Origin of the sequence: Pseudomonas sp. 2FE (assembly GCF_005503735.1) — a bacterium.
In the GTDB taxonomy this organism is placed as follows: Bacteria; Pseudomonadota; Gammaproteobacteria; order Pseudomonadales; family Pseudomonadaceae; genus Aquipseudomonas.
In genome coordinates this window covers 1,075,481-1,101,687 of record NZ_SCMO01000001.1, presented here as the reverse complement: position 1 = coordinate 1,101,687, position 26,207 = coordinate 1,075,481, and the positions used below count along the sequence as shown (strand labels likewise).

The 26,207-nt window shown below is 64.3% G+C and carries 23 protein-coding genes and 1 pseudogene; 11 read left to right on the top strand and 13 right to left on the bottom strand.

The window, feature by feature from the left end; translation table 11 throughout:
• Nucleotides 1–287: pseudogene (locus FFS12_RS19860) on the top strand (hypothetical protein); the annotation flags it as partial.
• 147 nt (nucleotides 288–434) lie between these two features.
• Here the strand turns inward: FFS12_RS19860 and FFS12_RS19855 are convergent.
• The 4 genes from FFS12_RS19855 to FFS12_RS05130 all read right to left on the bottom strand — a co-directional run bounded on the left by FFS12_RS19855 (nucleotide 435) and on the right by FFS12_RS05130 (nucleotide 3,988).
• The gene (locus FFS12_RS19855; protein ID WP_171011811.1) at nucleotides 435–605 is read right to left on the bottom strand and encodes a hypothetical protein; all 171 of its coding nucleotides are present in this window, start codon (nucleotides 603–605) and stop codon (nucleotides 435–437) included.
• Between the two features lie 329 nt (nucleotides 606–934).
• Complete coding sequence (gene nudE / locus FFS12_RS05140; protein WP_137885810.1) at nucleotides 935–1,483, bottom strand: ADP compounds hydrolase NudE; 549 nt, start codon at nucleotides 1,481–1,483, stop codon at nucleotides 935–937.
• Between the two features lie 211 nt (nucleotides 1,484–1,694).
• Nucleotides 1,695–2,825 (bottom strand): helix-turn-helix transcriptional regulator, encoded by a 1,131-nt coding sequence (locus FFS12_RS05135; RefSeq protein WP_137885809.1) that lies wholly within the window; start codon nucleotides 2,823–2,825, stop codon nucleotides 1,695–1,697.
• A gap of 119 nt (nucleotides 2,826–2,944) precedes the next feature.
• A complete protein-coding gene (locus tag FFS12_RS05130) occupies nucleotides 2,945–3,988 on the bottom strand; it encodes a Rieske 2Fe-2S domain-containing protein (RefSeq protein WP_137885808.1) in 1,044 nt (347 codons plus the stop codon).
• 184 nt (nucleotides 3,989–4,172) lie between these two features.
• Here FFS12_RS05130 and FFS12_RS05125 point away from each other — a divergent pair, with 184 nt between their 5' ends.
• Genes FFS12_RS05125 through FFS12_RS05110 form a run of 4 tightly spaced genes read left to right on the top strand, consistent with a single transcriptional unit; the run spans nucleotide 4,173 to nucleotide 7,415 of the window.
• Nucleotides 4,173–5,027 carry an SDR family NAD(P)-dependent oxidoreductase gene (locus FFS12_RS05125; protein WP_137885807.1) on the top strand — a complete coding sequence of 285 codons (855 nt, stop codon included), beginning with the start codon at nucleotides 4,173–4,175 and terminating at the stop codon, nucleotides 5,025–5,027.
• The gene (locus tag FFS12_RS05120; RefSeq protein WP_137885806.1) at nucleotides 5,014–5,940 is read left to right on the top strand and encodes an alpha/beta hydrolase; all 927 of its coding nucleotides are present in this window, start codon (nucleotides 5,014–5,016) and stop codon (nucleotides 5,938–5,940) included. Before FFS12_RS05125 ends, FFS12_RS05120 begins: the two co-directional genes overlap by 14 nt.
• Before the next feature lie 13 nt (nucleotides 5,941–5,953).
• Nucleotides 5,954–7,063 (top strand): 3,4-dihydroxy-2-butanone-4-phosphate synthase, encoded by a 1,110-nt coding sequence (gene ribB / locus FFS12_RS05115; protein WP_137885805.1) that lies wholly within the window; start codon nucleotides 5,954–5,956, stop codon nucleotides 7,061–7,063.
• 7 nt (nucleotides 7,064–7,070) lie between these two features.
• Nucleotides 7,071–7,415 carry a hypothetical protein gene (locus tag FFS12_RS05110; protein ID WP_256657269.1) on the top strand — a complete coding sequence of 115 codons (345 nt, stop codon included), beginning with the start codon at nucleotides 7,071–7,073 and terminating at the stop codon, nucleotides 7,413–7,415.
• A 200-nt stretch (nucleotides 7,416–7,615) separates the two neighbouring features.
• On the opposite strand, the gene FFS12_RS05105 is transcribed toward FFS12_RS05110, so the two are convergent.
• The 3 genes from FFS12_RS05105 to FFS12_RS05095 form a co-directional block, all read right to left on the bottom strand.
• The gene (locus FFS12_RS05105) at nucleotides 7,616–8,605 is read right to left on the bottom strand and encodes a 5'/3'-nucleotidase SurE (protein WP_137885804.1); all 990 of its coding nucleotides are present in this window, start codon (nucleotides 8,603–8,605) and stop codon (nucleotides 7,616–7,618) included.
• A 184-nt stretch (nucleotides 8,606–8,789) separates the two neighbouring features.
• Nucleotides 8,790–10,172 carry a DUF1329 domain-containing protein gene (locus tag FFS12_RS05100; protein WP_137885803.1) on the bottom strand — a complete coding sequence of 461 codons (1,383 nt, stop codon included), beginning with the start codon at nucleotides 10,170–10,172 and terminating at the stop codon, nucleotides 8,790–8,792.
• A 23-nt stretch (nucleotides 10,173–10,195) separates the two neighbouring features.
• A complete protein-coding gene (locus FFS12_RS05095) occupies nucleotides 10,196–11,833 on the bottom strand; it encodes a DUF1302 domain-containing protein (RefSeq protein ID WP_137885802.1) in 1,638 nt (545 codons plus the stop codon).
• 492 nt (nucleotides 11,834–12,325) lie between these two features.
• On the opposite strand from FFS12_RS05095, the gene FFS12_RS05090 reads away from it, so the two are divergent.
• On the top strand, nucleotides 12,326–14,071 hold the full coding sequence (locus FFS12_RS05090; RefSeq protein WP_137885801.1) for an FAD-binding protein: 1,746 nt from the start codon (nucleotides 12,326–12,328) through the stop codon (nucleotides 14,069–14,071).
• Nucleotides 14,072–14,268: 197 nt separating this feature from the next.
• Here FFS12_RS05090 and FFS12_RS05085 read toward each other — a convergent pair whose 3' ends face one another.
• On the bottom strand, nucleotides 14,269–15,042 hold the full coding sequence (locus FFS12_RS05085; RefSeq protein WP_137885800.1) for an SDR family NAD(P)-dependent oxidoreductase: 774 nt from the start codon (nucleotides 15,040–15,042) through the stop codon (nucleotides 14,269–14,271).
• A 189-nt stretch (nucleotides 15,043–15,231) separates the two neighbouring features.
• Between FFS12_RS05085 and FFS12_RS05080 the strand changes: the two genes are divergently transcribed.
• Nucleotides 15,232–16,110 carry an SDR family NAD(P)-dependent oxidoreductase gene (locus FFS12_RS05080; RefSeq protein WP_137885799.1) on the top strand — a complete coding sequence of 293 codons (879 nt, stop codon included), beginning with the start codon at nucleotides 15,232–15,234 and terminating at the stop codon, nucleotides 16,108–16,110.
• 68 nt (nucleotides 16,111–16,178) lie between these two features.
• Here the strand turns inward: FFS12_RS05080 and FFS12_RS05075 are convergent, their stop codons facing one another.
• The 5 genes from FFS12_RS05075 to FFS12_RS05055 are packed head-to-tail and all read right to left on the bottom strand — an operon-like array spanning nucleotide 16,179 to nucleotide 20,781.
• Nucleotides 16,179–16,631, bottom strand: a complete 453-nt coding sequence (locus FFS12_RS05075; protein WP_137885798.1) for a nuclear transport factor 2 family protein — start codon at nucleotides 16,629–16,631, stop codon at nucleotides 16,179–16,181.
• Nucleotides 16,625–17,638 (bottom strand): DHH family phosphoesterase, encoded by a 1,014-nt coding sequence (locus FFS12_RS05070; protein ID WP_218568958.1) that lies wholly within the window; start codon nucleotides 17,636–17,638, stop codon nucleotides 16,625–16,627. The genes FFS12_RS05075 and FFS12_RS05070 overlap by 7 nt, the downstream gene beginning before the upstream one ends.
• Nucleotides 17,639–17,664: 26 nt before the next feature.
• Nucleotides 17,665–18,453 (bottom strand): SDR family oxidoreductase, encoded by a 789-nt coding sequence (locus tag FFS12_RS05065; RefSeq protein WP_137885797.1) that lies wholly within the window; start codon nucleotides 18,451–18,453, stop codon nucleotides 17,665–17,667.
• A 25-nt stretch (nucleotides 18,454–18,478) separates the two neighbouring features.
• Complete coding sequence (locus tag FFS12_RS05060; RefSeq protein WP_137885796.1) at nucleotides 18,479–19,675, bottom strand: sulfotransferase; 1,197 nt, start codon at nucleotides 19,673–19,675, stop codon at nucleotides 18,479–18,481.
• Nucleotides 19,672–20,781, bottom strand: a complete 1,110-nt coding sequence (locus tag FFS12_RS05055) for a DUF1214 domain-containing protein (RefSeq protein ID WP_137885795.1) — start codon at nucleotides 20,779–20,781, stop codon at nucleotides 19,672–19,674. The genes FFS12_RS05060 and FFS12_RS05055 overlap by 4 nt, the downstream gene beginning before the upstream one ends.
• A gap of 344 nt (nucleotides 20,782–21,125) precedes the next feature.
• Between FFS12_RS05055 and FFS12_RS05050 the strand changes: the two genes are divergently transcribed.
• The 4 genes from FFS12_RS05050 (at nucleotide 21,126) to FFS12_RS05035 (ending at nucleotide 26,156) form a co-directional block, all read left to right on the top strand.
• A complete protein-coding gene (locus FFS12_RS05050) occupies nucleotides 21,126–21,620 on the top strand; it encodes an SRPBCC domain-containing protein (RefSeq protein ID WP_137885794.1) in 495 nt (164 codons plus the stop codon).
• A 73-nt stretch (nucleotides 21,621–21,693) separates the two neighbouring features.
• Complete coding sequence (gene cysD / locus FFS12_RS05045; RefSeq protein WP_256657267.1) at nucleotides 21,694–22,911, top strand: sulfate adenylyltransferase subunit CysD; 1,218 nt, start codon at nucleotides 21,694–21,696, stop codon at nucleotides 22,909–22,911.
• Complete coding sequence (gene cysN, locus FFS12_RS05040; protein WP_137885792.1) at nucleotides 22,911–24,812, top strand: sulfate adenylyltransferase subunit CysN; 1,902 nt, start codon at nucleotides 22,911–22,913, stop codon at nucleotides 24,810–24,812. The genes cysD and cysN overlap by 1 nt, the downstream gene beginning before the upstream one ends.
• A gap of 153 nt (nucleotides 24,813–24,965) precedes the next feature.
• Nucleotides 24,966–26,156 carry a helix-turn-helix transcriptional regulator gene (locus tag FFS12_RS05035; RefSeq protein ID WP_137885791.1) on the top strand — a complete coding sequence of 397 codons (1,191 nt, stop codon included), beginning with the start codon at nucleotides 24,966–24,968 and terminating at the stop codon, nucleotides 26,154–26,156.
• Nucleotides 26,157–26,207: the final 51 nt, after the last annotated feature.

Here is a 26,207-nt window from a genome sequence, read left to right as displayed (position 1 = left end):
GGGCCGGTCACGAGGCGGGCCATAGCGTGGGGCATGGGGCGGCGACCTCGGCTGCCGCAACCTCGAAGGAAACCACGGGGCTGGCCAAGGCTACGGACGTGGTGGGTACGACGCCTGCGGCCGACGCTGCCGCGCAGGGTTTGCAGAATGCCGAAGCGGCCACTTCCAAACATGATGAAAGTGAGACGGACGACGGCGAGGATGGCGTCAGCGATGAAGGCACCGGTGACGAAGGGGCAGGCCTAGGTGAGGACGGTGCCGAGGACAGCGAAGCTTCCGATGAGTGAGTAGCCTGTCTGCTTAATTCGGTTGCCTATCGTAGTTTGTAGGCTGGGTTTCGCTAGAAGCGGCTCTACCCAGCCTACGTCCCTCGTTTCCTGCGCCAACGACACGATAGCTCGGGAGGGCCTGAGGTTTATCTGGAGAGCCAGTTTTCAGGGCAGCAGTTGGTTTATGGAAGGCGCGGGCATAAAACAAGCTCCGGCGTAAGCCTGGCAGGCAGTCATCCCCGCCAGCCGGTAAGGCTGGTCTTTCAGCAGCAGGCTCAGGGTTGCCGCGCTGCCGGCGCAGACGAGGATCAGCAGGGCTATCGTGGTTTTTCTCATGACGGGCCTCGGCATCTATGGGCCGCCGCAGTTCGGGGGGCTCGCCGCTGCGGCTGGCGCTTGGAGCCTGCCGGGCTTAGACGTCCGTAGAGAGGAAGTCTGGGATTGAGAGCGTTTTTTCACTCAGGCGAGGCGAATAGTCACTCTCTTTAACGAGGCTGAGTGGAAAACGGGCCAATATCCAGGCTTTCACAGTAGGACAGCTCTATGTCCGACAGCCTCCCAGGCTTTGTTGTTGTAGAACCACCTTAGAAGGGCCACTGGCGGCGGGCTTCGTCCGAATGGACTAGATTGCCAGGGGTGCCGACTAACGGTCTTGTGCGTGTGCCTCAGCCGCGTCGGGCGAGGGCGCCCAGGGCCATAAAGAGCGCGGCGATGGCGCGGGCCTCGTGCAGTTCGCCGCGGGCGACCAGTTCGGGAATCTGCGCCAGTGGCAGGCGAATCAGGTCCAGCGCTTCGGGTTCGTCGCCGGGCAGGTAGCAGGGGCTCAGGTCTTCGGCGAGCACGACGCTATAACGGTGGCACAGGTGGCCGGGCGCCAGGGTCAGTTCGCCCAGCTCGGTCAGCCGTTCGGCGCGCAGGCCGACCTCCTCGATCAGCTCGCGTTGTGCCGCCTGCAGGTAGTCTTCGTCCGGCTCGGCACCGCCCTTGGGCAGGCCCAGTACCTTGGCCTCCACACCCACCGCGTATTCACGCACCAGCAGCACGTGTTCGGGGTCGGGCAGCGCCACCAGCATCACCGAGCGGTAGCCGGTGCCGCGCAGGCGTTCGTAGACGCGTTGTTGGCCGTTGCTGAATTGCAGGTGCAGGGCCTCGATCTGGAAGTAGCCGCTTTCGGCCAGCAGTTCGGTTTTCAGGATGGTCGGACAGGTCCGCATGGCTAGGCCCCCTACGCTTGGGGATGGCGTCTCGGTTAGCGCACTCTGCGCGCCGACGTCCATGCCGCCATCGTCCAAGCGGACTACTACAAGGGCGTAGGGCGGACTCAGGAGCGTAGCGAACAGTCCGCCGTTCGAAATGGCGTACTGCTTCGCGAGTACGCCCTACGCGCTTTGCTTTTTGTGGATGGTCAGCGCACAAGTGGAGGGCTTAGCCCAGGGTCGCCACGCTGCGCAGGATCAGCCGGACCAGCATGGTCTGGCGGGTCACGCCGGTCTTGGAGAAGGTCGAGCGCAGGTGCGCGCGCGCGGTGTTGCGGCTGATGCCGAGCTGTTCCGAGGCCTCGTCGAGGGTCAGGCCGTTGGCCAGCAGCATGGCCAGCTGGGTCTCGGCCGGGGTGAAGTCGAACAACGCCCTGACTATCTCCTGGGGGGCGCTGGACTGCTGCTCCGGGTCGCTGATAAAGATCACCACCGCCGGGCATTGCTTGCCTTCGCTCCAGGCCGACAGCGGCACCGAGCGCACGATGATGCCCAGATCCGCCCGCCCGGACGGCCGCTGCACGCGCAGGGCCTCGACCACCGAGGGGTTGCTGCTTTTCTGCGAGAGCAGGGATTGTTTCACCAGCCGGCGGAATTCCTGGGTGTCGCGAGCGGTACCGACCTGCAGGCCATCGTTGACCAGCTTGAGGCCGTCCTTGGCCTGGATCAGACGGTCGGCGACCTGGTTGGTCTGCAGCACCTTGCCCGTCTCGTCGAGGATGATGGTGCCGACCGCCATCTGGTCCACCGCACCGGCGTAGAGGTTGCGTTCGGTCTCGATGCGGTTGAGCTGCATGTGGATCTTGATCGAACGCTCCAGGTGCGGAATGAATTGCGCCAGCAGGGCCTTGTCTTCGCTGTCGAAAGCCGGGCTGGCGCGGCCGCGGCTGATGCGGATGCGGCATTGCGCGCCGTCGCAGGTGTTGATGTCGGCGCCGAGGATATGGAAGACGTCCACCGGCTCGAGAAAGCTCTTGTAGAACTCGGAGTTGAGCCAGTCGTCCTTGGAGACGACTTCCTCGAGGGTGACGACCTGGCGGTTGGGTAGGTCGACGAAGGGGTCGAGGGCGAAGAAGTGCTTGTTGTAGGAGGCTGTCGCCTCGGCCGAGGTGCCGGTGGTGTTCACCATCAGCCCGTCCACCTGCGCGCTGGGTGGGCGCAGGATGAAGGTGACGTACTTGCTGTCCAGATACAGATTGAGCTGGTTGAGAAAGGTCGCCCAGGGGATGTTTTCCAGCGGCCCCTGGTAGAGGTTTCCGAGCATCTCACTAAAGGTTTCGAGACTGAGGGTGTGAGCCATGAGGGACACCGTTTTTTTGCTGTAACGGACACCGAGCATAAGCGGCGCCTTCTGCTGAGTGCAACGCCTTGGCTAGAGAGGAGGATGGCTGGCGGCAGGGCGTGCCGCCAGCCCAGGGCTCAGGCGAATTCGCGGTTACGCACCGCGAAGGTCTTGCGCTCGTTGACCTCGGCCGGCAGTTCGGCGATGTCGCTGTAGAACTGCTGGTACCACTTGCGCAACTGGTAGACCGGGCCGTCGCCGTCGCACAGCAGCGGGTTGTCGACGCGGGTCTTGCTGTGCCAGATCGCCACGTCTTCGTAGAAGGCTGCCTGCGCCTGCTGTACGTAGGCTTTGGCCATGGCGCTGTTCTGCTCGTCGCTGAGGCCGGGGATCTTCTTCACCAGCACGCCATAGCGCAGGGTGAAGCTGTGCAGGTCGATGGGCACATGGCAGTTGAGCAGGATCGAATGGATCGGCTGGCCGTCCATCTCGCCGGTCATTTCGGTGATCTGGTAGGCCGGGCCGAAGTAGGTGGCGACTGTGCTCAACTCGCTGTCGCCAGACAGGCGCTCGCTGCGCGCGCACATGATCTGGGTCGCCGTATGGCGTTCGAAGACGTTACTGAATTCCTCGACCGGGGCGCCATGCACCGTGCCGAAATGCGCCATGTCGGCGACGTTATCGATCAGTTCACGGCAGTTGGTCGCGATCTGTAGCTCGGCAACCTCCCAGTCGGCCCATTCGTCGCTGAAGCTGGCGTCGATCCGCGGGATGAGCTGCTCGGCGATCGGCGGGTTGCCCTCGGGATCGTTCCAGACGAACAGAAGCTGGTTCTCCTCCATGATCGGCCAGCTCTTGACCTTGGCCCGTGGCGGGATGCGTTTGGCGTAGGGGATGTCGTCGCACACGCCGTCGGCGCCCCAGCGCCAGGCGTGGAAGGGGCAGCGAATGGAGTTGCCCTCGACGCAGCCTTGGCTGAGGTCGGCGCCCATGTGCGGGCAGTAGCCATCGAGTATATGCAGCTCGCCGTCCTCGCCTTGGAAGGCCACCAGGCGGGTACCGAATACGTCCAGGCGATGGGCCTTGCCGTCGCGGTACTGGGCGGCCAGGCCGAGGCAATGCCAGCCCCGGGCGTAGCGGTCTTCCAATTGTTTGGTTTCGATGCGGTGCAGGGTGCTCATCTTATTGTTCTCCGGAGGCGTTGCTGATTGGGCTGCCGCAGGTTCAGGCAAACCTTGGGGCAGCGCTTTTGCACGCTAGGGATTCTGCAACGCCTGTAGCTGAAGGCATCGTCTGAATGGACGATGGCTGGCATTGCGCAGGCAGCTCTACTGGCAGCATTAGAACAATCGGCAGGAGTCGGCGATGAGCAGTGAACAGGGCCGCGTAGCGGTCATCACCGGGGCGGCCAGCGGCATTGGCCGCGGTCTGGCCGAATATGCTGCGGGGCTGGGCATGCGCCTGGTGCTGAGCGATGTCGATGGGCAACGGCTACAGGCACTGTGCGCCGAACTGCAGGCACGCGGTGCCGAGGCCGTCGCCTGCGTGACCGATGTCGGCGACCCGGCGCAGGTCGAGCGTCTGCGCGATGTCGCGGTGGAGCGTTTCGGTGGTGTCGATCTGCTGTTCAACAACGCCGGGGTAATGCAGACCGGCAACTGCTGGGAGATCAGCCATGAGCAGTGGCAGCGCATGCTCGGCGTCAACCTGCAAGGGGTGATCAACGGCATTCGCAGCTTCGTGCCGCTGTTGCTGGAGCAGGGCCGCCCGGCCCATGTGGTCAACACCGCCTCGCTCGCGGGGCTGGTCAGCAGCCCCTTGATGGCGCCCTACAACGTGACCAAGCAGGCGGTGGTCGCGCTCTCGGAAACCCTGCATTACGAGCTCAGCTTGCAACGGGCGCAGGTCTCGGTGTCGGTGCTTTGCCCCGGCCCGGTGGCCAGCGAAATCATGGCCTCGGACCAGGCCGCAGGCACCGCTGGCGCGCAGTTCAACGAGCTGCTCGATGCCAGCATTCGCCAGGGCATGACGCCGCTCGAACTGGCCGAACTGGTGTTCGCCGCCGTACGCGATAAGCGCTTCTGGATACTCCCGCACAAGTTCTTCAAGCCGGCATTGCAGCGGCGGCTACAGAGCATTCTCGAAGAGACCAACCCGGTATTCCAGTTCGTTGAAGTGCAAGCAGCCGATGAGCAAGGGGATAGCCATGCCGCTCGATAACCAGATTGCCGCGGTACTGCAGCAGTTCAGTGGCCTGCCAGCACCGGACTTCGGTCAGCTCAACGCCGCGCACTACCGGCAGTTCTCCGACAACCTCATGCCGCCCATCCCCGGCGAGCCCATGGCCGAGGTTCGCGAGCTGCGCGTGGCCGGTGCCGCCGGCGAGCTGGACGCGCGCCTGTATCGGCCGCTGGACCGGCCGAATCTGCCGCTGCTGGTGTTCTTCCACGGTGGCGGCTTCGTCATCGGCAACCTCAATACCCATGACAACCTGTGCCGGGCGCTGGCCAAACAGAGCGGCGCCGTGGTGGTGTCTATCGCCTACCGGCTGGCGCCTGAGAGCAAGTTTCCGGCGGCGCCCTTGGACTGCTACAGCGCCACCTGCTGGCTGGTCGAACAGGCCCAACAGCTGGGCTGCGATGCCAGCCGCCTGGCCTTGGCCGGCGACAGCGCCGGGGCCAACCTGGCGCTCGCAGTGAGCCGCCTGGCGGCCGAGCGCAAGGGGCCGCGCATCAGCTATCAGTGCCTGTTCTATCCGGTCACCGACGCTCGCTGTGGCAGCGCCTCCTACCAGGCGTTCGCCGAGGGCTACTTCCTCACCCGCGCGATGATGCAGTGGTTCTGGCAGCAATACCTGGCAAATGCCGAGCAGGTCGAGCAAGTGCTGGCTTCGCCGCTGCTGGCCGAGGATCTGGCCAGCCTGCCGCCGACCACCCTGATCACCGCCGAGTTCGACCCGCTGCGCGACGAGGGCGAGGCCCTGGCCCAGCGCCTGCAGGAGGCCGGTGTCGCCACGCGCCTGCAGCGTTATGACGGCATGATCCATGGCTTCGTCAGCATGGCGCCCTTTGTCGAGCGTGGGGCCGAAGCCCTGGCGGCGGCCGCCGCCGATCTGCGCGCGGCGCTTAACTGAGCGGAGACCGAGCATGCAACTGGATACCCCGCAGCAACTGCTCGACGCCATCCGCCGTGGCGAGATGGTGATCATCACCGACGATGAGAGCGACAGCGAAGGCTCGCTGCTGATGGCGGCCGAACAAGTCGATGCCGCCGCCATCACCTTTATGGCCGTGCACGCCCGTGGCTTGATCTGCCTGGCCCTGACCGAGGAGCGCTGCAAGGCGCTGGGCCTTGGCCTGATGGTGGCGAACTCGCGCGCGCCCCATGGCATGGGTTTTACCGTTTCGATCGAGGCGAGCACCGGCGTTTCCACCGGGATCTCCGCCGCCGACCGCGCGCGTTCGATCCAGGTCGCGGTGGACCCGGCCAGCGGCCCCGCCGATCTGGTCCAGCCGGGGCATATCTTCCCGCTGCGGGCCCTGCCCGGCGGGGTGATGCAGCGCGCCGGGCATATCGAGGCGGCCTGCGATCTGGCGCGCCTGGCCGGGCTGATGCCGGCGGCGACCCTGGTCGGCATCCTCAACGAAGAGGGGGAGATGGCCCGGGGTGCCGAGCTGCAAGCCTTCGCTCAGACCCACGGGCTGAGGATCGGCAGCATCGCCGAGCTGATCCACTACCGCATCCTCCATGAAGGCACCATCCAGCGCTCCGGCGAGTATCCGTTGCGCACCCGCCATGGCGAGTTCCGGGTGCTGACCTATCACGATGCCTACAAGGGGCAGCTGCATCTGGCGCTGGTCAAAGGCCAGATCAGCACCGCGCTCCCCACGCTGGTGCGGGTACAGGCGGTCGAGACCCTGCGCGATTCGCTCGGCTGCGAGCCCGAGAGCGGGCCGCAGCAGTGGAATCTGGATCGCGCCTTGATGCGCGTGGCGGCCGAAGGCTGCGGCGTGGTCGTGCTGCTGGCCCAACAGGAGACCCCGAACGGCCTGCTCGAACAACTGCTTAAGCAGGGCGCTGGCAAACCGAGGCCGCCGCAGTTCCCGCAGCGCACTCTGGGCATAGGCGCGCAGATCCTGCGCGACCTCAATGTGCGCAAGATGCGCCTGCTGAGCTTCCCGGTGAACTACAAGGCGGTTTCTGGTTTCGAGTTGGAAGTCGCCGAATTCGTCCCCTTTCATCCCACAACAGAATGAGGACGCCATGGCGACCGCGCTGGAAAAGCTCTTCGGTCCGGCGCGTTTAGCCGGGCTGACGCTGCGCAATCGGGTGATCAAGACCGCCACCTTCGAGGGCATGTGCCCCGGCGGCGTTCCGGGCGAGGAGCTGATCCGCCACCACGCCGAAATGGCCCGTGGCGGGGTGGCGCTGACCACAGTGGCCTACTGCGGAGTATCGCCGGACGGCCTGACTTTCCCCGACCAGATGTGGATGCACGACGGCATCTTCCCGCAGTTGCAGCGCCTGACCGCCGCGGTGCATGCCGAGGGCGGCGCCGTCTCCGCGCAGTTGGCCCATTGCGGCTTCTTCAGTGCGCAGGGCGGGTGAAACCCGCCAAATAAAAACAACACAACACTCTCAGCCGGTCATTAGTTTTACCGCGCGGGTTTCACCCGCCCTACAAGGCTCATGTTCATCCAGACGCCCAATCACCATGGGACCGAAGTGCACGTCCCTCGGTAATCCGGGAATCAAGAAAAAAGCCCCTGTCCTTCTTCAAGAACAGGGGCTTTTTCATATCTGCCGAATCAGGGCTTCAGGCCTTTGAACATCAGCTTGGCCTGCGCCTGTAGCGCCGGTAACGCAGTCATATTGCCGTCGATCACGGTGATCACCGCCTTACCCGACCACAACTGATAAGCATCGGCCTGTTGCTGGGCCGCGGTCGGCGTTGGCGGCGCCACTAGGTTGACCCGGACAACACCGTCCGCGCCACGCTGCGGGACGAAATTCACCGTGCCCCAGTCGCCGATAGGAGCATAGGCGACGTCGGTCACCTCGCTGGCCTCACGGGCTGGGTAGTTGATATTCAGCCCGGTAGTGCCTGGCAAACCGAGGACGTTCAGCTCGCAGAAGGGCTTGGCTTTGTCCTTGCTCTGTTCGCACTGACGCTTGGCCTCGGCACCGGCGGCGGAGGCCTTCTGGATCACTTTCACCGCGAAGTTGGCGGTGTCGTCCATGGCGTTCAAGGTCTTCAGGTAGCCAGCCTGCTGGTCGTGCATAAACAGTTCCAAGTCGATCGCGGTGGACACCGCTACCGCCGGAACTCCCTTGAACATGGCGCGCACCGCAGCGTTCACCGTGCCGGACATCTGCGTCAGCGGGCCGACGTTGTCGCCGAAGTTGGTCCCGGAGACCACCAGGTCCGGTGGGTTGTCCTTGAGCAGCAGGCCGAGACCGACGTTGACCGCATCCACCGGCGTGCCGATCGCCGAAGTCTTGCCGGCCGGCGGGGTGTAACCGGCGGGTGCGCCGACGCAGAACTTGCCCGGGGCCAGTTCGGTCACGGCCAGGGCCTGGCCCGGATTGACCACACTGGCGGCACCTATGCCGCTGCTGTCCTTCTCCGGGCCGACCAGGGTGACCTGGTGGCCGGCGCCGACCAGCGCCTGGTACACGAAGCCGATGCCGGGGGCGCGGCAGCCGTCGTCGTTGGTCAGCAGAATGTTCAAGGCCTGGGCCTGCAGTGACAGGCTCACACCGGCCACGCCCAGGGCGGCGGTTAACAATTTATTCATTATTGTTGTCTCCATGCGATCAAAGTAAGGCGCAACCACTGGCGGGGCGCAACGGCACCGCGAGGCTGGCAAGGCTTGGTTACAGTGGTTCGACAGATAGGCAGCAGGTCTACGGATTGTGCTGCACCGCACACCGGCTGCAATTTGGGCTCCCTGACCGAACGGGTCGATCAGGGAGGGGGGCTCAGCGCGTACCCAATTTACGCAGGTTGCCTGGGGTGAAATCGCTGTCCGTGAAGGTGCTGGCATTCAACTTTGCCGGTTGCTGGTCAACGAGCAGTCGGTCGACCAGATAGGAGCCGGCGATCAGGTCATGGTACATACCCAGCCGGGCGTGATAACGCTGGGTGTCGTAGGTGTAGATCGAGGCTTGCATGTTGGTGCGCCAGAACTGCCCACGGTTGTCGTAGTTGTCGGCCAACGCAGCCGCCCAGGAGTCCTCGTCGAGGTAGAGCACGCGCTTGGCGTAGATATGGCGGCTGCCTTTCTTCAGCTTGGCTTCCAGTACCCAGACGCGGTGCTTCTCATAACGCATATAGTCAGGGTTGATATGGCCCTTGGTGGCCAGCAACTGCTCGGCCTTCAGGCTGGGGTCGTCGAGCTTGTAGTTGTGGTAGGGGATGTAGAGCTCTTTCTTGCCCAGGATCGTCCAGTCGTAGCGGTCTGCTGCGCCGTTGAACAGACGGTCCTCGTCATAGACGCGAAAGCCGCCAGCACCGGTGGGCGAGTCATAGCCGACTGTGGGCGCGCGACGTACCCGCCGTTGGCCCGGTGCGTACATCCAGGCCTGGCGAGGATCGGCCACCGGGTTGATGAACTCGTGGCCAACGACCATCTCACCTTTTTTGCGCACGGGCTCCAGAGTGGTCAGCAGGAAGTGCGACATCACGCCATTGGCCGACTCCAACGTAAGGTTCGTGTCGGACCAGGTCGAGAGGATCTTGTAGTTGACCTTCTCGAAGACCTTGTTGCCATCGGCATAGTTCACGACCTGAAGGTAGTCGGCCTCTTCTTTCGCGGCGCGCCCCTGCAGGACGTGGTTGAACATCAGCTCGCTGCCGCTCTTCGGGATCGGGAAGGGCGAGGCACCGAAGGCGTTCTTGGTGCCGTAGCCGCCGTCGGTCAGCTCGGCGTTAAGGGCGTTTTGCTTGATGTTGTCTTCCATTTTCTGGTCGAAGCGGAAGTCGCGGTGGCTCGGATAAACCGGGATCTTGAACGTGGCGGGATAGCGTTTGAGCAGTGCCTTCTGTCCATCGCTGAGATTGTCGGCGTACTGCGCCACGTTCTCCGCGGTGATGATGAACAAGGGTTTTTCATCGGCATAAGGGTCTGGATAGGGCGTGCCGGCGCCGGCGAATTTCACCTGGGGCGGGGCGCCGCGCCATTTGCCGGACCAGGCGGGGATGCTGCCGTCGGCGCTGCCGGCTTTCTCCGCGCCCATGGGGGTCAGGTCCTGGCCCAGGCGAGCGGCCTCTTCGCTACTGACCTTGGCCTGCACGGCAAGGCTGCCGCTGAGCAGGGTAACGGCCAGGGCCGTGCGGAACAGGTTTTGCGTACTTCTGGTCATGCTGGGTTCCTCCGTCAGAGGCTTCAGAAACGGTATTTGAAGTTGAGAGCGATGTTGTCGCGGTCTGCCAAGGGGGCATTCTTGGAGTTGCCCAGGTAGGCGCTGTAGAGAACTTCCGCAGAGAAGTTGCCGAGGTAGCGCCAGGTGCTGCCGACACTCATGCGATCGTCACCCTCGCCTGAGTTGATCGAGCCCAGTAGCGAGCTATCGCGTTGCGCCGCGGTGCTGTAGGTAATGGGAACGGACATGTCCCAGCCGCTGAACACGTTGTTGTAGTCGAACGATGCCTGGACGGTGTAGCCCCAGGCGTCTCGGTCCTTGAACAGCGTGTCGGATTCCGGAGTATTGAGGGGGCCTAAGCCGGGAATGAAGACGGTGAAAGACTCCGCCTTGTCGTTGTCCATGACGTTGTTATAAACCACTTCACCGACCAGGGTGGTGTTGTCCGCCCAGGAGGTCGGGCCGACCACATGGATCATGGACATCTGCGCTTGCAGGGTTTGGGCCCTTACCGCGTGCGGTGGGAGCGGGATGGCGATGGGGAAGCCGAAGCCATTGAAGGTGGTGGCGGTGTCGACCAGCACCGGCTGGCCGTCGCGGTAGCTGACCTCACCCGAGAAGCTGGTGTCGCCGAGTACGGTGGCGAAGCTGGCGCCGTATTGGTCGATGTCGTCGAAGTAGCGCACCCGGTAGCTGCCGAAGTCGCTGAGGAAGTCCAGCGTCGGGGTCTTGTCGTGGAAGCGCGAGTAGTAGACACCGAACTCGGTATTGTTCAGCGACTCGGCCGTATAGGTCATGGCCACGCCGTATTGGCCGCTGTCAGACGGTTCGTCATCGTCCAGCCGCCTGAGGAAACCGCTGGCGTCGTTGAAGCCGCCTTCGTCGATCAGGTCGGTAGTGGAGAAGTAGCTGCCGACCCCGAACAGTTGGGTTTTTTCCCACTCGTACTGGTAGTAGGCCTGCAGGTTGAGGTTGTCGGTCAGGCTGTACTGGGCGAACAGTTGGCCAACCGGCAGGAGGATCTCCTTGACCTCGACGCCAGGGGTGGTCGCCTTGGTGGCGTCCACCGGGCTCTGCGCGGACGAGATGCCTTGGTAGAACAGACTCTCCCCCCAACTCACCACCTGGTCGCCGAGGCGCAGGTTGAGGTCGCGGCCGGCTAGATCCCAGGTGCCATAGAAGTAGGAGTCGAGCAGGCGCAGGTCCTCGCGGTGCTGGTCGATGGTGTCCTGGGAAAAGCGATCGGGCCTGGAACACTGACCGCCGGCGAAACAGTTGGAGGTGCCGGTGTCATTGTCGTTGCCCTGGTCGTAGACGTTATCGTAGAAGCCGGCGGCGCGAACGAACAGGCCATAGTCTTCGCGCCATTTGACGTTGGCTTCGGTGAGGAAACCGACGCGGTTGCTGATCAGGCTGCCCTTGTCGAAGGCGTTGTCGCCGTCGTTGCCATTGGCGTCACTGGTCAGCCGATGGTCGCGGTCGTCGGTGCGCCAAGCCAGGCCATAGCTCAGGGTCGTGTCCCAATCTACGGCCAGCTCATCGCTGGGCTGGAAGGACAGGGCCTGGGCCTGCAGGCTCAAACCGCCGGCCAAGCCGACCAGCGCCAAGCGAATGGCGCCGTTGAGCGGTGTACGGAGTTGGCTTTTTGTTGTTCTTATCATTTTGTTCCTCTCGGTGAGGCAGGGCATCGAGGCCTTGCGCTCAAGGTTCAGTTAAGTGAGGCGCGATTGACTATGTGGTCATGGGGGGAACCGCAACATCGTCCATAAAGACTAGTGAGCGCGGACGATCTCCTAGGATAAGTTTGGTTCAAATCCAGGTCTTCGGCTGCGGGAGCGCCGCCGGTGATCGTCTGCTCCGCCCAATGCCGTCGAACAAAGGACCGTAGGGCGCAATAGCGCAGCGTATTGCGTCGAATAAAAACAACACATCACTCCTAGCCAGTCATGTAAGCGCGAGCTCTTGCTTGATCGGAGTTAGCACGCGAGTTTCACCCGCCCAGCGACGGCGGCCCGCGACCACATCGCCAATACCCCGTTGCCCGTAGTCCCATCGGACGATGTTGCTCGCCGGGGCGGGGATAAGAATCCGCTTAACTGCCGCCGGCCCGTCCGGCGCGCGCCTCTTCATATAACAAGAAAGGAGCGAGCCGCATGAGTGACGGCAAAATCGACTGGGATGACTGCTGCGATGTGCTGGTCGTCGGTTCAGGAGCGGGGGCCATGACCGCCGCGTTGCGCGCCCATGACCTCGGGCTGAACGTGCTGCTGATCGAAAAAAGTGCGCAGTACGGCGGCACCTCGGCGGTATCCGGCGGCGGCATCTGGATTCCCAACAACCATCGGATCGCGGCGCTCGGCGGTGCGGACTCGGCGGAAGAGGCGATTCGCTATATCAAGGCGGTGACCCAAGGGGAAATCGACGATGGGCGGATCGAAACCTATGTCGAGCACGGCCGCCAGATGGTCGAGTATCTCGAGCGGCACAGCCGGGTGCGTTTCGAGGCGCAGCCCAGCTATTCCGACTATTACCCGGAAGTGGAGGGCGGCAAGCCGGGCTACCGCTCCATGGACCCGCAACCCTTCGACGCCGCCGAACTGGGCGAAGAATTCCTGCTCATGCGCCCGCCATCGCCCGGCACCCTGATGCTGGGGCGCATGGCCATGACCATGAAAGAGGCGCAGGTGCTGCTTTGCCGTGGCAAGGGGTGGCTTGGCCTGACCCTGCGGGTGATCTGGCGCTACTGGCGGGATCGGGAGGGCCGGCGGCTGTCGCGCCGCGACCGCTTCCTGACCCTGGGCAATGCGCTGATCGGCGCTTTGCGCGCCTCCCTGCTGGACCGCGCGCTACCCCTGTGGCTGAACTGCGCACTGGAAGAACTGATAGTCGAGGACGGCCGAGTGAGTGGCGTGGTCGCTAGTCGCGAGGGGCAGCAGCTACGGATCAAGGCGCGCCATGGGGTGATACTCGGCGCCGGTGGTTTCGAGCGTAACCAGGCGATGCGTCAGCAGTACCTGCCGCAACCCTCGCAGGCCGCCTGGAGTGCCACGCCGCCGAACAATACCGGCGACGCCATCCGCGCCGGCCAGGCCATAGGCGCGAACACGGCGTTGATGGGCCACAGCTGGTGGGCGCCCACCACCCATGTCGCGGGAGAGGAAAAGCAGCGCGCGCTGTTCGTCGAACGCACCCTGCCCGGCTGCGTGTTGGTCAATTCCGCCGGCCAGCGCTTCGTCAACGAGGCGGCGCCCTACACCGACATCGTCTACGCGATGTACGCCCACAACCGCGAAGGGGCGGTGAGCGTGCCTTGCTGGATGGTCTTCGACGCCGAATTCCGCCGCAAATACCCCTGCGGCGCGCTACTGCCCGGTTACGCCCAGCCGGATTGGCAGTTGCCCAAGCACCTGCGCGGTTATTTCCACAAGGCCGCGAGCCTGGAGGCCCTGGCCGCGCAGATCGGCGTCGACCCGACTGGATTGGCGCGCAGCGTGGAGCGCTTCAATGCCATGGCCGTACAGGGTCGCGACGAGGATTTCCACAAGGGCGAATCGCTCTTCGATCGCTATTACGGCGACCCCAATATGCAGCCCAACCCCTGCCTGGCACCGTTGACCCGTGGGCCGTTCTACGCGGTGCGCATCGACGCCGGCGATATTGGCACCAAGGGCGGCCTGCTCACCGACGTGCATGCCCGCGTTCTGCATGAGAGCGGTCAGCCCATCGCCGGCCTGTACGCGATTGGCAACAGCGCGGCCTCGATGATGGGCCGTACCTACCCGGGTGCCGGCTCCACCATAGGCCCGGCGATGACCTTCGGTTACCTGGCGGCGAGCCATATCAAGAGCCAGAGCCTGGTGACCCAGCCCTCGAGCAGTTCCTCATCCTGTTGCTTGTAGGCGCGGATTTATCCGCGAAGCCGAGTTCGAAAGCGGCACCGATGCCACAGAAGTAAGCCTGCGCTGGTTTTTTTGGGGGAGGGGCATTGGCCGCGATAACCGCGTTGAATGGGCGGCCCGATCGCGGCCATGGGCCGCTCCTACAGGGGCCTGTTCGGCCTGCGAAATTCGCAAAACCGGGCGCGCCCAGAGCACTATCAGAACGGCATGGGCGATGACTCGGCGCCGCCGTCGATTTCGAGGATCTTGCCGGTAACCCAGCGCGCTGCCGGCGAGGCCAGATAGAGCGCGCCGGCGGCTATGTCCTGGGTCTGCCCGAGGCATTGCAGCGGCGTGCGTGCGGCCATCTGGTCCAGCATTGGCTGCTCGAGAAAACCGCGCAGTGCCTCGGTGAGCACAGGCCCCGGCGCGATGGCATTGACCCGCACCGCAGGCGCGAAGTCCTGCGCCAGCAGTCGCGTCAGCTGCACCACGGCGGCCTTGGCCGTGCCATAACCGCAGAAATTCTTCTGTGCATAGCGCGCGGCGCTCGAGGCGATATTGAGGATACTGCCGCCGCCCCCTGTGCGCATCAGCGGCACCGCCAGCGCGCTCAGGCGCAGGGTGCTGGTCACGTTGAAGTGCAGCATGGCGTCGAACTCCTCGGCGCTCATGCTCAGCGGGTCGTTCATCCCGCCACCGCCGGCGTTGTTGACCAGGATATCGAGCCGGCCGAAGGTCTCCATGGCGCTCTGCAGCAGCAGCGCGCGTTGGGTCTCGTCGTTTACGTCGCAACGGAACGCCAGGGCCTGAGTGCCCAGCTTTTCGGCCTCCTGGGCCACCGCCTGTACCTCTGTCGCCGTGCGTGCGGCGACCACCACGCGCGCGCCCGCTTCGGCATAGGCAAGGGCGATGGCCCGGCCGATCCCCTTGCCGGCGCCGGTGACAACGGCGACGCGGCCTTCAAGGCTGAACAGATCTCGAATAGACATGCTGTTTTCCGCTCTCTGGTTGGCCGCTTGGCTGCGGCATGAGCGGTGATTATTTCCGAGACGGCAGCGCCTCGTCATAGTCCGCGCGGACGATGCTCGGGGGCTGGCCGTCCCCGAACAATGGCTGAGCACGGAACTAGCGGCAGGCCCCGGGCTGAGCCGTCCCTACGGAAAATCCAGGAGCAGCATATGAATACAGAACAACCCCAGGTCGCCGTCGTCACCGGCGCCAGTCGCGGCGTCGGCAAGGGTATCGCCCTGGCGCTCGGCGCCGCCGGCATGACCGTCTTCGTCACTGGCCGCGCCCCCGAGCAGGCCGGCTCCAGGTTGCATGGCCAGGTACTCAGCGGTTCGCTGGAAGAGACCGCCGAAGCCATCACCCACGCAGGCGGTCGGGGCATTGCGGTGGTCTGCGACCATGCCGACGATACCCAGGTCAAGGCACTGTTCGAACGGGTCGAGCGCGAATGCGGGCGGCTCGATTTGCTGGTGAACAACGCCGCCTTTCTCCACGAGAACCTGATCGACCCTGGACCCTTCTGGGAGAAGCCGCTGGAGTTGGTGCGAATCCTCGAGGTCGGGCTGCGTTCGGCTTATGTCGCCAGCTACCATGCCGCGCCGTTGCTGGTGCGTGGCGGTCACGGGTTGATCGGTTTCACCTCGTCGTTCGGCGCCGGCTGCTATATGCACGGACCGGCCTACGGTGCGCAGAAGGCCGGTTGCGACAAGCTGGCGGCGGACATGGCGGTCGATTTCGAAGGCGCCGGAGTGGCCGCGCTGTCCCTCTGGCTGGGGCCGCAACTGACCGAGCGCACACGCATCGCCGGCGAAAACCATGGCGAGCAATACGAAGCATTTCTGGCTCAGGCCGAGACACCGGAGTTCAACGGCCGGGTGATCCACGCGTTGCTCAACGATCCTGAGCTGATGAGCTATAGCGGGCAAACCCTGGTCAGCGCCGAGATCGCCCCGCGCTACGGCATCAGCGAGGCCCAGGGGCGCCAGCCGCCGTCCTACCGCGAGATGCTCGGCGCGCCGCGCCTGCAACATCCGGCGCGGGTGATTTGATTCCAGCCCGGCTTGGCCAGTTTACGGGCTGCGAGAGGGAAGGGGACGACGCCTGTGCGTGTCGGTGTTCAGAGGGTGCCGACATTCAGGCTGGCTGGGACATTGTGGGCATAGCACTTCTCCTCGGTGCGTCGGCTGATGCGCCAGCCGGCCTCGCTGCGGACGAATTCATCGAGGTACCACAGGCCCAGGAACATCACTTGCGAGCCGCCATCGGGCAAGTTGATCTGCATCGGGTTGAAGCAAATGGTGCGTCCTGTCGCAGTGTCGCCCCGCAGCTGGATTTCCGGATTGCCCAGCATGTGCTGGTAATGCGGGAACGCTTGCATGACCTCAGCCAGCCAGGCTTTGACCTCGCCGAGGGTGCCGGCGATACCGCCCATGGCCCGGTAGTCGATATAGGCATCGGCGCTGAACACGTTATCCAGCGCCGCGAAATTCTTCCGGTCTATGGCGCTTGAATAGGCCGTCATCAAATGCATGATTTCAAGACGGTCGGATATCTCCTGCACGCTCAGCATGGCTGTTCCTGCTCTCTGGGAATCGGTGATTGGACGAGGTCGTCCGGCTGCCTGCCGTAGGCGTTTTCAAAAGCCTCGGCGAATGACTTCAGATCGGATTCGGGCAGGTGGTTGATGCCTGCGGCGCGTTTGCGTCCGCCACCGGTGGCGAAGCGACGGCAGAATGCGTCTGCGGCCAGCGGATGCTCCGCCGGGACGCGAACGCTGACGGTGAAGCCACAGTCGGTATTGCTGGTGAGCAGCGCCAGTGCTTGATCCGGGCGCTGGCTCAGTAACTGGTTGGCCAGCACGCCGCTCACCCGGCGCGCCCAAGGTGCGGCGGGCAGGCGATACAAGGTGGCGCCTGGGACCTCGCGCCAGGGTGTCAGGCTGGCCGCCCTGGCCATGTCTGCGCTGTAGCCGTCACGCAGGGTGCTGAAAGTCCCGTTGCTGCGGATGAAGTCGAGCGGGTCGACAAAGGGCCGTAGCGCTTCGGCCAGATCGACCGGGTCGAAATGCAGGTCGGCGATGCTCTCCCCGTAGGCGTTGTAGTTCAGGTAGAGGCCCAGTCGCTCAAGCTCGACGATGGTTTCGACGGCCAGGCCGTACTGTTCTGCCAGCGCCTGCCCGAGCTTCGCCAGCCCGTCGCCGAAGGCCGCGACTATCGCCCAGCGGTGATGGCTGCCGCCCAGGTAGTGATTGACCAGGGTGCTGGTGCAGACGTCCGCGGCGGTGTCGATGTACGACTCGAACCCTGGATGCGCCGGCAGCTCCCCGGCGAAGTGATGATCGAAATAGCGGATGCTGGCGCCGTTTTGCAGCAGGCGGGCGACCTCCTCGCGGTTCTGCTGATGGGCGATATCCAGCACGGTGACACGGTCGCCGTTACCGGCCTGGACCCGCCGCAACAGGGCGATGTCGCGTTTGACTCCGGTAACCAGCAAAGCTTGCGGCGCTTCGGCAAGGCGCAGTTGTTGTAACGCGCACAATCCATCCGCATCGCCGTTGAAGGCAAAGTAATCGGCCATTTTTGCAAAGACTCCGTGGTGGGCGCTCAGCGCATGTATTCGCCGCCGTTGGCGTCGAGTAGCGCACCGTTTAGCGCGCGGGCGTAGTCGGAAACCAGGAACAGCGCAGCACGGGCACAGTCGCTGTCGGTCGGCATCCGTCCGCCGGGGATCGGTGCGCTGAACTGCTCGATCACCGCCTGCTCGGCAATGCCGTGGGTGGCGGCGGTCTGGCGGATGTGGGCCTGCACCGGTTCGCCCCACATCCAGCCGCACGCCAGGCTGTTGGCGCGAATGCCATGCGTCGCCAGTTCGTTGGCCAGGTAGCGCACCGCCACCGCCAGCGCGCCCTTCGACGCGGCATAGCAAGCCCCACCGGAGTAGGGTTTCTGCACACCGAGGGTATTGATGATGGCGATGGCGCCGGCCTGCTGGGCCTTCATCTGCGGCACTACTTCCTGGGTCAGCGTCAGGGTGCCGAACAGGTTGATGTCGAACACTTCGCGCCAGTGCGCCAGGTCGCCCGACTCCACGGGCATGAAGTCGCCATGGATATAGGCGCTGTTGATCAGGCCGTCGATCCTGCCGAAGCGTTCCACGGTGGCCGCGACGAAACGCTGGCAGGCGCTGCGGTCACTGATGTCGGTGGGCTGTCGCAGCACTTCGCAGGCACTGCCGAGGGCGCGTATTTGCGCTTCGGCATCGATCAGTTTCTGCTCGGTACGGGCGGCTATGGCTACGCCGGCAGCCCCTTCGCGAGCGGCCTCGACGGCCAGTTTCACACCCAGGCCTGGGCCGATGCCGGAGATCATGATCACTTTGTCTTTTAGCAACATGCTGACGAGTCCTTCTGTGGGGGATTCAGATCCGGGTTTCGGCGTTGAGGTGACGGGCGCGGTAGTCCGCGTAGTCGTCTTCCAGTTGGCGTTCGCTGAGGCCGAACTGGGCCAGGCTGTAGCCGTGTGCCGCGCGTTTCTCGCGGCCGTTGTGCGCCAGCCAGTTCGCCATCGCCGCGCGCACGCCATCGCCGAGTGGCAGGTCGGCGAAACGATAGATCCGCTCGATCACGGCCAGTGGGTCGGCCAGGGTGTCCTCGAAGCGCACGTCGAGGAAGCATTCGGCCGGCTTTCCGTTGCGCACTTGCATGCTGTGGCGGATGGCACGCGCCATGCGGGTGCTCCATTGCGCACCGACCAAACGTGGATCGGGGTTGTCGCTGTACATCTGCCAGAGGGTGTGGACGAAGCTGGCGATGGAGGGAATGGTTTTGCCCGGTTCGCGGTGGGTGAGGACCACCTGCGCACGGGGAAAGGTTTTGAACAGCAGTTCCAAGGTGTGCAGGTGTTGCGGGCTCTTCAGCAGCCAGCGCCGGCCTGCCGGCTGGCCGCGACGGCGCTGCTGCCACTGGAGGAACTGCAGCATCTTCTTCAGATAGGCGTACACCGGGGTCTGGTCCTGGCGGTCGAGCCAAGCGGTATAGCTGGGCACGTTGGCGTAGGAATCCATGGCGGACATGAAGGAGTGCTCCATGAGCATGAATTCCTCATCGGCCTGCAGCGCATCCAGTGGGTGGATTGTCAGTATCTGCGGCATGTACTCGATCATGCCGGCGACTTCGGCGCAGGCCCGAGCGGTGCGTTGCGCCGGATTGTCGAGTGCCTCGCCCGGTAGCGGCGCGGGATAGCGGGTTTCCCACCAGGCCGCGGAGTGGAACTGCGGGTCCACCGCCAGGGTGCGCTGCAGCAGCGTGGTGCCGGTGCGCGGCAGGCCGACGATGACCAGCGGATCGTCGAGCGGCTGCTGTTCGATCTCCGGATAGCGGCGGCAGTAGTCTTCGATCACCAGGCGATTGACCAACTGGCCAAGCAGTTTCTCGTGCATCAATACGCGGCCCTGGGCGGACAGGCCGGCCTCATCGCGCAGTGCGGCGAGCATCACCTGCAGCGCCTCGCGGTAGTTGCCGGGACCGAAATCGCTCAAGCCGCCCGCGCGGGCGCTGGCCTCAGCCAGCAGGTTGTCGAGGTCGAATTCCGCGGTCGGTGAAGGAAGGCTGGTCATAGGGACTCCTTGAGGCTGTCGAGCTTGACCACCCGGGTGCTCGGGTGGACGGGATGGTTGGCGCCGACCCAGCGCAGGCAGAGGGTGCCCTGGTGCTGGCCGGCGGTTTCCAGCCAGTTCGGCAGGCCGGGGTCGCGGGCGCTGAGTACCAGCGTGACGCCACCCCGGTCGTCGTAGTGGGCCGAGTGCTTGTTCAGGCAGATGCGGTGGTAGCGGTAGTCCAGCGACTCCATCCAGTAGTTGTTGATCTGCAGGTTCCAGAAGTCGCACTCGGGCACCGACTCGACTTCGATGAGCAGCGCCTCGTCGTCGTCGAGCGCCCAGTACGAGTGGTAATAGAAGATGTTCGGATCGCCGCCGACCGACTGACACAGGGCCTGGTTGGCCGGCGGCAGCTGGTTGGGGTGGCGCTGGTAGTCCCTGGCCCAGTCGGCGAACAGGCGGGCGGTGTTCTCCACGAAACTGGCGGCGCGCTGCAGCCCCTGGTGCAGGCGCTGCGGGTCGAGTGCAGCCGGCTTGTCGGTACTGCCGATGCGTTCGATGCGCAATTGTGCGGGCTTCTCCGCTTGGCGATCGAGGAAGGTCTGGCGGACGATCAGGGCATTGCTGGCCGGTTCCAGGCGCAGCCAGTTACCTGCGCAGGGCTGCTGGCTGAGGGTGAGTTCAAAACTGCCGTCGGGTTCGAGGGTCAAGCTATCGGCGTCGATAAAACCGGTGGGGGTCATGGTCCCGTCGCTTTCGTAGCCGCCTTTTTGGGTGCCGAAGCTGAGGTAGGCCACGCTGCCGCGCTGACCGCTGACGCGGTATTGCCGCTCACCGTTGAGGCGTGCGTATTGGTAGAGGTTGTCCGGGTTGTCCGCGCCGATCTTGGCGGTTTCGTGGGAGGGCGAGAAAAACCCGGGGAAGTCCGGGTCGGCGAACTCGACGTGCATCTCCAGGGCGATGCGCAGCAGCCGGCTCAGGTAACGGAAGCCTTCGGCGCGGGTCTGGGCGTCGGCCGGGGCCTCCGGGCGGAGGATCTGTTCGCCGCTGCGTTTTAGCGCATCGCAGAAATCGCGCCAGGTCTGGCCGCTGAGTAATTGCTCGTCGATCGAGTCTGTCGCCATGTTGAATCTCCTGTCGCCCAGAGCATCGGGCAGGGAAGGCTGAAACCGGTATGTTTCGCGGGTAAGTGGGGCGGTGTATGCCCAGACCACTGCTACGGACGATATAAAGGCCGGTCGCCGGCTTTCTTCGTCTGACCGGACTAACTCGGCGCAGGGCTCTGCCTGGCGTGGCGAGGCGGGGTGAAGGACGGGGCGCTGATCGAGCGAGAGTTAGTCCGGGTAGACGAGGTCGGCGGGACCAGGCGCTGGGCAAGATGGGCAGCGGGCGCTGCGCGCCCGGCTTATTCCCCACGTGCCCTCGGCACTTGCCAATGCGGTGAGCACACCGCGCCCAGGAGAACTCCATGTCTGTACAGCACGCTCAGAACCCATCCGTTCAGGACTGTCTCGTGACCTCGGTGACCGTGGATATCGCCGCACCTGCCGCACTGGTGTGGGAGGTGCTGGTCGATCTCGAACGCTACCCGCAGTGGAATCCCTTCACGGTCAAGGTCGAGTCGAACCTGCGCATGGGCGAGGCGGTGAACCTGTTCCTGCCTGACCCGACACGCCCGGGCGAGCTGCTCAAGGTGGTCGAGTACCTGGCGGCGTTCGAGCGCCCGACGCTGTTGGCCTGGGAGATGTACGCCACGGCCGATAACCCCGATGCGGCGCGCCGCGACCAGCACATCGAAGCCACCGGCGCGGCGAGCTGTCGCTATCACACCACTGACCTGTTCCTTGGCCCTACCGCGCCGACGGTGATAGCGAACCATGGCGCCTGGGTCAAGCAAGGCTTCGATGCGATCGCGCAGAGTCTCAAGCTCCGGGCGGAGGCGTTGTACCGCGAGCGCGCTTGAACCAGCGGTCGCTACTCGCCGCATCCCCGCTGATTCGGCGTGCGCGAGGGGGCTTCGGCTCGCTAGCGCCTGAATGCGTAGGGTGCGCTATGCGCACCGTTTGCAGCCGGCATTTGGTGCGCACAGCGCACCCTACGCATGCCACCTGCAGCGGCCCGAAAAATCGGCCATTACGGGCACTGAGTGGAGATTCCACGGCCCTCTTTTTTCGTCACGCTCTCTGCTCGACGCGCCTCCCGTCCTTCCGCGCTCTCTGCGCCCGCCACTGCGCTCTGCCCATCCTGAAATTCTTAGTCTGGTTAGACGAAGAGTCCGAATCGAGGGTTTGAATACCGTGTTCTCCAGCAGGGCCCGACCACAGGGGATAGGCCCGGCAAGACTGAGGAGATCAGAGATGTTGACTCATTTGCAAAGGCTGGAAGCAGAAAGCATTCACATCATGCGCGAGGTGGTGGGCGAGTGCGAAAACCCGGTGATGCTGTATTCGATCGGCAAGGACAGTGCGGTCATGCTGCACCTGGCACTGAAGGCGTTCGCCCCGGGTCGGCTGCCGTTTCCCTTGCTGCATGTCGACACCACCTGGAAGTTTCGCGAAATGATCGCCTTTCGCGACGAGACCGTCGAACGCCTGGGCCTCGACCTGCGGGTGCATGTGAACCCGGAAGGGCTCGAACGCAATATCAACCCGTTCAGTCACGGCTCGGCGGTGCATACCGACATCTGGAAGACCCAGGGCCTCAAGCAGGCGCTAGACCACTACGGCTTCGATGCGGCCTTCGGCGGCGCCCGGCGCGACGAGGAGAAGTCGCGGGCCAAGGAGCGGATCTTCTCGATCCGTTCCGAGCAGCATCGCTGGGACCCGAAAATGCAGAGGCCCGAGCTGTGGCGCCTGTACAACACGCGCAAACGCAAGGGCGAGAGCCTGCGGGTGTTCCCCATCTCGAACTGGACCGAGCTGGATATCTGGGAATACATCCACCTCAACGATATCCCCATAGTTCCGTTGTACTTCGCCAAGGAGCGCCCCGTGGTGAGTCGTGACGGCACGCTGATCATGGTTGACGACGAACGCATGCCGCTGCTCCCAGGCGAGGTGCCGGAGATGCGCAAGGTGCGCTTCCGCACGCTGGGCTGTTACCCGCTCACCGGGGCGATCGAGAGCACGGCGCAGAGCCTGCCGGAAATCATTCAGGAAATGCTCCTGAGCAGAACTTCGGAACGGCAAGGGCGGCTGATCGACAGCGATTCGGCAGGCTCCATGGAGAAGAAAAAGCAAGAGGGGTATTTCTGATGAGCCAGATCACTGAACTGTGCGCTGCGGATGGTCAGCGCAAGCTACACGCGCAGCAGAGCAAGGGGCTGTTGCGTTTCATCACCTGCGGCAGTGTCGACGACGGCAAGAGCACGCTGATCGGCCGGCTGCTGTATGAGTCGAAGATGCTCTTCGAGGACCAGCTCGGCCAGCTCGAGGCGGACTCGAAGAAGATGGGCACCCAAGGCGGCGAGCTCGACTTCGCGCTGCTGGTGGATGGCCTGTCCGCCGAGCGCGAGCAGGGCATCACCATCGACGTGGCCTACCGTTTCTTCTCGACCGACAAGCGCAAGTTCATCGTCGCCGACACTCCGGGACACGAGCAGTACACCCGCAATATGGTGACTGGCGCTTCCACCGCCGATGTGGCGGTGCTGCTGATCGATGCGCGCAAAGGCCTGCTGACCCAGACCCGCAGGCACAGCTATTTGGTGTCCCTGATCGGCATTCGCCAGGTGGTGGTGGCGGTGAACAAGCTGGACATGGTCGGCTATTCTCAGGAGCTGTTCGCGCGGATCGAAGCCGAGTACCGTGCGTTCGCCGCCCAGATCGGCCTGCACAACATCGTCTGCATCCCGCTGTCGGCCCTGCGTGGCGACAACGTGATCGAGGCCAGCGTGAATACTCCCTGGTATCAGGGGCCTACGCTGCTGGAGCACCTGGAACAGGTTCCCCTGGAAGACGAGAGCCGTGGCCAGTCGCCCTTCCGTCTGCCGGTGCAGTGGGTCAACCGGCCGAACCTGAACTTCCGGGGTTACGCCGGCAGTATCGTCTCCGGTGCCATTCGCCGTGGCGAGCGGATTCGCGTGCTGCCCTCGGGCAAGGAAAGCCGCATCGCCAGCATCATCACCCCGTCCGGCGAGCAGGAAGGCGCGATCTGCGGCCAGGCGGTGACCCTGACCCTGGAGGATGAAATCGACATCAGCCGGGGCGACGTGATGGTCCTGAGCGATGCGCCGATGGCTGTCGCCGATCAATTCGAAGCGACGCTGGTGTGGATGGGTGAGGAGCCGATGTTGCCCGGTCGGCCGTACCTGCTGAAGATCGGTAGCCGCACTTTGGGGATGACCTGTGCAACGCTCAAGCACAAGGTCAACGTCAACACCCTCGACCAGCTGGCGGCCAAGACCCTGGAGCTGAATGAGATCGGCGTCGGCAACCTGAGCCTGGATCAGGCGATTCCTTTCGATGCCTACAGCGACAATCGCGACACCGGCGGCTTCATCGTGATCGACCGCTTGAGCAACAACACGGTCGGTGCCGGCATGCTGCACTTCGCCTTGCGGCGCTCGCAGAACGTGCATTGGCAGGCGATCGACATCAACCGCCAGGCGCACGCGGCGCTCAAAGGGCAGACACCCTGCATCCTGTGGTTCACCGGCCTGTCCGGAGCGGGTAAGTCGACCATCGCCAATCTGGTCGAGCGCAAGCTGCACGCGCTGGGGCGGCACACCTATCTGCTCGACGGCGACAACGTGCGCCACGGTCTGAACAAGGACCTGGGCTTTGCGGACGCCGACCGGGTCGAGAACATCCGCCGGGTGGCGGAGGTGGCGCGGCTGATGCTGGATGCCGGGCTGATCACCCTGGTTTCGTTCATTTCACCGTTCCGTTCGGAGCGCGAGATGGCGCGTAACCTGGTCGGCGATGGCGCCTTCATCGAGATCTTTATCGACACCTCGATCGAGGTCGCCGAACAGCGCGATCCCAAGGGGCTGTACAAGAAGGCTCGGTGCGGAGAACTGATGAACTTCACCGGTATCGATTCGCCTTACGAGCCGCCGGAGCAGCCGGACATCCGCATCGATACCTGCAGCGACAGCGCCGAGGCGGCGGCCGAGCGCATTGTCGAGCACGTGCTGGCCAGGCTGGGGAACTGATGGGGACTGCCGGCGCGGGCGGGTTGTCCGTCCGTGCCGGCAACAGCGCCTGGACATAGGCTGAACGGACGATTTACCCCTGCCGGCCCTGGCGAATACTCAGGGTACAGGTCGCTCAATCCACCATCAGCCCAGGTTCGGAGAAGACCCAGCATGTTCAGTGAAGCCTCACCTGTTAGCCCAACGGCAACGCCGGCCCTGTATGAGCTGGCGGCGCTCGATCCGGCCGGCCTGAGCGAGTTTCTCGGGCGCATCTACCAGGGCCCGCAGGAGCCGATCCCTTGGTCGGGTTTTCTGGAAATGCTCCGCCAGCGCCTGGCCGCCAGCTTCGTCACCCTGGTGTTGCGCAACCCGGCCAGCGATAGGCCCGGGCTGATCGTCAACGCCTCGGCCTTCGGTCCCTTGCTGCCGGGGGAGCCTTCGTACAGCGAGCACTACTATTCGATCTGCCCATTCATCGACTGGCCGGTGGATCGGCTGGCGAGCGCCGACGAGGTGTTCGGTGCGGCGGCCTGGGAGGCGCACGACTTCTACCGCCAGTATCTGCAACCGCTCGACCTGCGCTACGTCCTGGTTGCCAATCTGCGCACCGCGGCGGGGGTGGACTGCGCGTTCTTCGTCTGCCGCAACCATATCGACTGCGATTTCGCTGAGGCCGACAAGGCCCTGGTGTCCGTCCTGCTGCCGCACCTGCAGCGGGCGGTCGATCTGCACGCGAGCCTGGACGAGCTGAATTCGGAGCGCATGCTCTATGCCGCCACCATCGACCGCATGCTGCTCGGCACCGTGATCCTCGACGAAAACGGCAAGGTGATGAGCCGCAACGCGGCGGCCGATCGCCTGTTCGCCGCCAAGGACGGGCTCTATAGCCGCCACGACAGACTCTGCGCGCACTCGGCGAGCGAGAACCGGGCGTTGCAGCAGGCGATCCAGACTGTCCTGCAGCAGCACCTGTGCGGCGCCAGCAACAGCGTCGAGGTCATCGCCTTGTCGCGCCCGACCGGGGAGATGCCGCTGAACCTGCTGCTGCGGCCGATTCCCCTCAACTACCAGGCCCATGACGGCGCCCGGCGTCCGGCGGTCGCGGTGTTCATCCGTGACCCGGCGGATTCGCCGCAGGCCTCGCGGCGGTTGCTGCGCAAACTGTTCCAGCTGACCGCGACCGAAACCGAGGTGGCCTTGCTGATGATGGACGGCCTGACCCTCGATGAAGCGGCCGACAAGCTCGGGGTGATGAAAAATACCGTGCGCGCTCATCTGCGCGGCGTGTTCGCCAAGACCGGCGCCACGCGCCAGGCCTTGCTGGTGAAAACCCTGCTGAACAGCGTGGTGTCGTTGGCCTGAGCCTCTAGCCGGCATGTGCCGCATCCAGCGCGAGTGATCCGAGAACGATAA